Origin of the sequence: Caballeronia choica, assembly GCF_001544535.1 — a bacterium.
Classification (GTDB): Bacteria; Pseudomonadota; Gammaproteobacteria; order Burkholderiales; family Burkholderiaceae; genus Caballeronia; species Caballeronia choica.
Map to the genome: position 1 here is coordinate 1 of NZ_FCON02000260.1, position 6,463 is coordinate 6,463.

Here is a 6,463-nt window from a genome sequence, read left to right on the forward strand (position 1 = left end):
CTGTCGTTTCATTCGCGCTCAACCTCTAATCCCACATTGGAACAGAGGTGTTGCGTCGACCGGTTGAATTCGCCGCTGCTTTCTTTGCTTACTTTCTTTGCAGCAGCAAAGAAAGTGAGTCCCGCCCCGGACAGGGGCAGAGCAAATAGACCACTAAGAGAACAAGTTCCATAGGAGCCCAAGCGCATCAAACGGTGTAAACAACAACCCCCAGCCCCACCCCCACCCCAAGCGCCAGCGCGATTCACTTGACCCCAATCACCATCGAATCAGGCCCGACCAGCGGCTCCACGCGCACCTCCGAAAAGCCGGTCTGCTTCATCCACTCGATGCACTGCGCGCCGGTATAGTCGAATCCGCCGGGCGTCTCGATCAGCATGTTCAGGCTCATCAAGAGGCCGAACGCGTTGTGGCGGCGCTCGTCGTCGATCACGGCGTCATACACGATCAGACAGCCGCCCGCCGGCAACGCCGCGTGGCACTTCGCGAGCAGTTCCAGCTTCTCGGGCAACCCCCAGTCGTGCAGAATATGCCCCATCACGAGGACGTCGGCGCTCGGGCACGGGTCCTTGAAAAAGTCGCCCGGATGAAAACGCAGACGCTCCTGCAAGCCGTGCGCCACCACGTATTCCTCGAACACCGGGCCGACCGGCGGCAGGTCGAAACCGCCGCCCGTGAGATGCGGATGCGCCAGCGCGACCTGCACCGGCAAGGCGCCCTGCGCCGCGCCGATATCGATGAACGTGCGGTAGTCGGCCCAGGGAAATTTCTGCGCGATCGCGCGCGCGGCGCCCAGGCTCACACCGCTCATCGCACGCAAAAAGCCGCGCAGCGACACTTCATCGCTATAGATCGCCTCGAAGATATTGCCGCCGTGCTTAGTTTCGTTTTGCGGCAAGCCCGTGCGCAGCGCCTCGGTGAGCGAGCCCCAGTACGGATAGAGCCGCGAGTTCGCCATCTCCAGCAGGCCGCCTACGTAGGAGGGCTTGGCCTTGTCGAGGAACAGGTCCGCGTCGGGCGCATTGCTGTAATGCGCGGCTTCCCGGTTGAGCAGGTTCAACGCGACAAGCGCATCGAGAAAATCGAGCGCCGCGCGCGGATGCAGCCCAAGCGCTTCAGAAAGCCCGGCGGCATCGCGGGGACCGCTCGCGAGTTGCGTGAACACGCCAAGTTCGACAGCCGATAGCAAGGTCTTCGACGCCCAGAACGCCATTCCCAATTGCAATAGCCGGTCCGGTGCGAGAGCAGATTGACCAGGTGAATGGCCGGACGCCGCAGCTTGCACGTTTTCCATAAGTCATCCTTTGCTTAAATGTGATGAAACGAAAGCCGGTTACAGGGTTGACAAAAGGCCTGCTGAAAGGTCGAAGCTAACTCTAGGCGCCACGTCGGACGCGATCAAGGCAGTTTTGTGCGGAGCCGCGCAGAATGCGCAAGGCACTTGCCGACGGTGCGCCTGCAAAACTCGTGCGACGGCATCGAACGTGTTCATCGGCTACGTCGTACGGCAATCGAAACCTGCCGGTCCACAATCCTTTCACTCACTCATCAACGTTCAAGGAGAACGTCATGAATCGCTTCGAAGGCAAGACGGTGCTGGTCACCGGCGGCAATAGTGGAATGGGCCTCGTAACCGCGCAGGCATTCGCGGCCGAAGGCGCGCGGGTCGTGATCACCGGCCGCGATGCGGCGACGCTGGCGGCAGCGAAGGCCACGCTCGGCGCCAATGCGCTCGCGATCGGCAACGATGCCGGTTCCGTCGCCGCAGCCCGCGAGCTCGCCCGGCAACTCACCGAAGCAGGCGTCAGGCTCGACGCGCTCTTCATCAACGCGGGCATCGCGAAGCTCGCGCCGTTCACCGATATCGACGAAGCGCTGTGGGACCAGACCTTCAATACCAACGTGAAGGGCGCCTTCTTCCAGATCCAGGCGCTGCTTCCGCTGTTGAACAAGGGCGCATCGATCGTGCTGAACGGGTCGATCAACGCGCATATCGGCATGCCGACGTCGTCGGTGTATGCGGCGAGCAAGGGCGCGCTCATCACGTTCGCGAAGACGCTCTCGGCGGAATTGCTGCCGCGCGGCGTGCGCGTGAACGTGGTCAGCCCCGGCCCGGTCAGCACGCCATTGCACGACAAGCTTGGTCTCGACGACGAGTCCGCCGCCCAGTTGAAGGCACAGATTCCGCTCGGCCGCTTTGGGCGCAGCAGCGAAGTCGCGGCGACGGTGCTGCATCTGGCGTCGCCGGAGTCGGGCTTCATCGTCGGCACGGAGATCATCATCGACGGTGGCATGAGCCAGCTTTGAAACATGGCGCGGGCACGAGCCCGCGCTAGCGAAGGAGTATCGCCATGAGTGAAACCATTTCGTTCATCGTCCATTTGCCGGGCAAGCCGGAGCATCGCGAGGAACTGGAATCGAAACTTCTCGACGTGCTCGAACGGATGACGGAAGAGCCCGACTTCGTCAATACGAGCTTGCACCGCTCGAAGGCGGAGCCCGACACGCTCGTCGTCTACGAGACATGGGCGTGCAGCCCGGAGTACTTCCGCTCGCATCACCTGGGTCTGCCGTATCGTCAAGCCTACGAGGCCGCGTTGCCGAAGTTGCTGTCGCGCGAGCGCACGATCGAGTTTCTCGAACCGTTGCGCACCTACGTCAAGGACAAGAAGCAGGACAGCGATCCGGCGGGCGCGACGCGCTGAATAATCCGCCGCGCGTGGAATAAGCCCGCCTCGCCACCCGTTCTACTCGCGTTGCAAGCCATACCGGTCCGGCGGTTGCTTGCGTTCAAACGGAGAAGAACCATGACAATCACGAGTACACGCATCGCGGCCTGCGCAGGCGTCGTCACGCTGGGTCTGCTGGCAAGCACGGCCCACGCCAAGGAAACAGTCAAGGCAACGTTGAACAACGACACGATCCAGCTCGATACCGGTAGCGTCAAGGCAGGCACGGTCACGTTCGAGGCGACCAACGCATCCGATACCAAACAGGTGCATGAACTCGTCGTGCTGAAGACGGACCTGTCCGCCGACAAGCTGCCCGTAAAGAACGGCGCGGTGCCGGAGAAGCAGTTCAAGAAGATGGGCGAAGTCGAAGACATGGCGCCCGGCAAGAGCAAGCGTCTCACGCTCAAGCTGACGCCCGGAAACTACGTGCTCATCTGCAACCAGCCCGGCCATTACGCGATGGGCATGCACGTGCCGTTCGTCGTCACGCCTTGATTCGGCGCGTCCGCGACGTCAGTGACGTCGCATGCCGCCGCCCATGCCATGCATCCCACCGCCGAAGCCATGCATGCCGTTGAAACCGTGCATGCCGCCAGTGGTCGTGTGAAAGCCGCCATGAAACCCCGGCGAGCCGAAGTGATTGTGATCCATGTGGTGAAAATGATGGAAGTGGTGAAAGCGGTCGACGAAAACGAAGCTCGCGCCCACGCCAATGAAGATCGGCGGCCCCCAGTACCACGGATCGGGATACGGATACGACGCGACCGGATAGACGAGCACGCTGCCGTCGTAGTCGTCGCGCATGAGCTGCCAGGTGCCGTCGCTCTGGAGGCATGCGCGTCCGACGATCGTCTGCATCGTGCCGTCGATCTCGGCATTGCCGACGATCGCACGGCAGTCGATGCCCGGCTCCTGGGCAGTGGAGTCGTCGTAGGTTTGTGCTGAGGCTGTCGCGGACAAGCCGAGGCAGACGAGAACGATTCCGAAGCGAAATAGTGTGCTCATGATGCGGTCCTGCATGAACGCCGCGCTCGGGGTTTTCGGCACGCGGCGGGTAGATCGATAAGGACGCACAGCGTCACGCGACGGCGCGGCAAAGCCCGGCGCGAGCCGTGCGTCTCAACGAAGTAAACGTCCGGGCGTGCCGTTTTATTCCGCCGATGCCGAGTGCCACCCGACACCGCGGGCGTTCAACCGGCGACTCGGCCACGTCGCCCTGCCGCCCCTCGATGCGCAGACGCGCCCACACCTGACGCGCTCTGCGCGGCGGCAACGCCGGCCGCCCCTCAATGCGCGAATCCATCCCTGACGGAATTGACGAGCACGCCGTCGACGTAGACATCGACGGGGTCGCCATCGGCCGTGACGGGGCCGATGCTATTGGTCTGGAACGGCAGCTTCTTCATGCCGCCCTGGATTTCTGTCATCTGTTCGTGTTCGAGATCGATGGCGACGGGGATGTCGATGATGGTCAGCGTGTTCATGATGCTCTCCGGTAAGTGCGATTGACGTTCGATGCGGGCGTGCAGGCCCGCTGAAAGCACTGCACTTGCCATGCCAGGATGGGATGTCGCGCGGGACGCGCGGGACCGTACCACCCATCAAGGCGTCACGCCCGGAAGGCCGAATAATGCGGGCGTCCGAGGTCGGACTTGACCCGACACCCCGGTCCACACAGTTGCCCGCGCGCCGACATCCAACGCATCTGATCGACATCGGCTGACTTGGCGCCGCGGGTCCTCGCGAGCGAGAATCGTGCGGTTGCCTGCCGGAGCGCCAAGCGAGAACACATGGACCCACACGAGAAGCAAACGCTGTCAGGCGAGCGCGAAACACGCTATCGCCGCTACGAGGCGGCCGGAGAAGCCTCGATCCGCGCGGAACTCGACGCAGCGTCGCCCGCCGATGCCGAGACGTTCGCCAAGCGCGCATGGCTTTTTCAGAAGGAAGAAGGGCGCCAGGACGAGCAGCGCAAGGCGATGTTCGCGTCGGTGGCGGCGGCGAACGACGCCGCGCAGATCGCTCGCGACTCCGCCGAAGCGTCCCGTCGCTCGGCGTTCTGGACGATGATCGCAGCGCTCGCCGCGACGGCGGGCGTGCTGGTGAATGCGGCGATCGCGCTCGGCTGGCTCGACTGGCTCAAGCACGCGGGGCACTGAACGCACTCAATGCACTGAAGCGCGCTCAGCGCTTGCGATGCCGATGCCCGCTCACCACCGCGCCCGCATCGCGCGCGAGCCCGAACAGATCGGCGATCCCGACGAGCCCGATCGCCGCGACGATCACGAACGCCACGCTGAAATCGGCGGGCGTCATCGCGTGCGCGCCCGATTCCGATCCGTGCCCATGCAGCCATTGTGCGAGCCGCAGCGCGATCGCGCCGACCGCGACGCCGATCCCCATCGTCATCTGGAACAGCGTGCTCGACAGCGCCGACGCGCCGCTCATCTGCGCCTTCGGCACGTCGGCGAAACTGAGCGTGTTGAGCGCGGTGAACTGCAGCGAGCGCGCAAGGCCGCTCAAAAACAGCACGACGACGATGATCGTTTTCGGCGTGGCGGGCGAGAGCAGGCTCATCGCGGCGAGCGACACCGCCGCGAGCGCGCCGTTCACGATCAGCACCGAGCGAAAGCCGAAGCGGCGCATGACGGGCGTGGTGACGAGCTTCATCGACAGGTTGCCGGCAAACACCGCGAGCGTGAGCAGCCCGGACTCGAACGCGTTCATGCCAAAGCCGATCTGGAACATCAGCGGCAGCAGGAACGGCACCGCGCTGATCGAGATGCGAAAGAGCGACCCGCCGCCCATCGCGACCGCGAATGTCTTGACCTTGAGCGCCGACAAATCGACCACCGGGTCCTTCACGCGCCGAACATGCAGCCACGCGACGAAACCCGTCACCGCGCCCACTGCGACGAGCCCGCTCACGAGGGCCCACGGCGTGTCGTTGCGGCCGACGAGTTCCATCGCGTAGAGAATCGTCGTGCAGGAGACGCCGCAGAGCGCGAAGCCCGGCAGGTCGAAGCGGCGGTTGGCGTTTTCGCGCGCGTTGTCGAGATGGCGCAGCGCGAGCGCGAGCCCGATGCAGCCGAGCGGCAGGTTCAGGTAGAAGATCCAGCGCCACGACGAATAGGTCGTGATGAAGCCGCCAAGCGGCGGGCCGATCACCGGCGCGACGAGCCCCGGCCAGGTGATGATCGCGATGGCGCGCATCAGGCCGTCCTTGGGCGTCGCGCGCAGCACGGCGAGCCGGCCGACCGGCACCATCATCGCGCCGCCGATGCCCTGCAGCACGCGGGCGGCCGCGAACGCGGGCAGGGTGCTGGTGGTCGCGCACAGGACGGAGGCTGCCGTGAACACGGCGATCGCGCTGCCGAATACGGTGCGCAGGCCGAAGCGGTCGGCGGCCCAGCCGCTGATCGGGATGAACACGGCGAGCGTCAGCAGGTACGCCGTGATGCCGAGGCTCATGTCCGCGGGATGCACGTTGAACGAGCGCGCCATTTGCGGCAGCGCGGTCGCGATGATGGTGCCGTCGAGGTTCTCCATGAAGAAGGTCGCCGCGACGAGCGTCACGATCAGCGACGAACCGGAACGCGCGGGGGCGGGTGAAGCTCGGGAACCATCGGGGGCCTGCATCGGCGGGAGTCTCCTCGGTGAACCGCACTGAACCGCACTTGATCCGGCCCCGCGCCGTCAAGGCGTTTGCAAGGTTTGCGGCGCGCGGGGCC

General features: G+C 64.5%; 8 protein-coding genes. 4 read left to right on the forward strand and 4 right to left on the reverse strand.

All coding sequences use genetic code 11. The features are described 5' to 3' along the window. Positions 1 to 244 precede the first annotated feature (244 nt). Complete coding sequence (locus tag AWB68_RS41680; RefSeq protein ID WP_087649990.1) at positions 245 to 1,294, reverse strand: methyltransferase; 1,050 nt, start codon at positions 1,292 to 1,294, stop codon at positions 245 to 247. A 275-nt stretch (positions 1,295 to 1,569) separates the two neighbouring features. Between AWB68_RS41680 and AWB68_RS41685 the strand changes: the two genes are divergently transcribed. The 3 genes from AWB68_RS41685 (at position 1,570) to AWB68_RS41695 (ending at position 3,227) form a co-directional block, all read left to right on the forward strand. Beyond that, complete coding sequence (locus AWB68_RS41685) at positions 1,570 to 2,307, forward strand: SDR family oxidoreductase (protein WP_087649991.1); 738 nt, start codon at positions 1,570 to 1,572, stop codon at positions 2,305 to 2,307. 44 nt (positions 2,308 to 2,351) lie between these two features. Then, positions 2,352 to 2,705: a putative quinol monooxygenase gene (locus AWB68_RS41690; protein ID WP_087649992.1), complete on the forward strand. Its 354-nt coding sequence runs from the start codon at positions 2,352 to 2,354 to the stop codon at positions 2,703 to 2,705. A 102-nt stretch (positions 2,706 to 2,807) separates the two neighbouring features. Continuing rightward, on the forward strand, positions 2,808 to 3,227 hold the full coding sequence (locus tag AWB68_RS41695; RefSeq protein ID WP_087649993.1) for a cupredoxin domain-containing protein: 420 nt from the start codon (positions 2,808 to 2,810) through the stop codon (positions 3,225 to 3,227). A gap of 18 nt (positions 3,228 to 3,245) precedes the next feature. On the opposite strand, the gene AWB68_RS41700 is transcribed toward AWB68_RS41695, so the two are convergent. Both AWB68_RS41700 and AWB68_RS41705 read right to left on the reverse strand, forming a co-directional pair. Then, entirely contained in the window at positions 3,246 to 3,737 is a 492-nt protein-coding gene (locus AWB68_RS41700) for a hypothetical protein (RefSeq protein ID WP_087649997.1), read from the reverse strand. A 281-nt stretch (positions 3,738 to 4,018) separates the two neighbouring features. Beyond that, positions 4,019 to 4,216, reverse strand: a complete 198-nt coding sequence (locus AWB68_RS41705) for a hypothetical protein (protein WP_087649994.1) — start codon at positions 4,214 to 4,216, stop codon at positions 4,019 to 4,021. A gap of 306 nt (positions 4,217 to 4,522) precedes the next feature. Between AWB68_RS41705 and AWB68_RS41710 the strand changes: the two genes are divergently transcribed. After that, the gene (locus AWB68_RS41710; RefSeq protein WP_087649995.1) at positions 4,523 to 4,891 is read left to right on the forward strand and encodes a hypothetical protein; all 369 of its coding nucleotides are present in this window, start codon (positions 4,523 to 4,525) and stop codon (positions 4,889 to 4,891) included. Positions 4,892 to 4,916: 25 nt separating this feature from the next. Here AWB68_RS41710 and AWB68_RS41715 read toward each other — a convergent pair whose 3' ends face one another. Further along, complete coding sequence (locus tag AWB68_RS41715; protein ID WP_087649996.1) at positions 4,917 to 6,371, reverse strand: MFS transporter; 1,455 nt, start codon at positions 6,369 to 6,371, stop codon at positions 4,917 to 4,919. Positions 6,372 to 6,463 lie beyond the last annotated feature (92 nt).

Coding starts and splice junctions, on each gene's coding strand:
- AWB68_RS41690 (WP_087649992.1), top strand. CDS start 2,352: ATGAGTGAAACCATTTCGTTCATCGTCCATTTGCCGGGCAAGCCGGAG.
- AWB68_RS41695 (WP_087649993.1), top strand. CDS start 2,808: ATGACAATCACGAGTACACGCATCGCGGCCTGCGCAGGCGTCGTCACG.
- AWB68_RS41685 (WP_087649991.1), top strand. CDS start 1,570: ATGAATCGCTTCGAAGGCAAGACGGTGCTGGTCACCGGCGGCAATAGT.
- AWB68_RS41700 (WP_087649997.1), bottom strand. CDS start 3,737: ATGAGCACACTATTTCGCTTCGGAATCGTTCTCGTCTGCCTCGGCTTG.
- AWB68_RS41710 (WP_087649995.1), top strand. CDS start 4,523: ATGGACCCACACGAGAAGCAAACGCTGTCAGGCGAGCGCGAAACACGC.
- AWB68_RS41680 (WP_087649990.1), bottom strand. CDS start 1,294: ATGGAAAACGTGCAAGCTGCGGCGTCCGGCCATTCACCTGGTCAATCT.
- AWB68_RS41715 (WP_087649996.1), bottom strand. CDS start 6,371: ATGCAGGCCCCCGATGGTTCCCGAGCTTCACCCGCCCCCGCGCGTTCC.
- AWB68_RS41705 (WP_087649994.1), bottom strand. CDS start 4,216: ATGAACACGCTGACCATCATCGACATCCCCGTCGCCATCGATCTCGAA.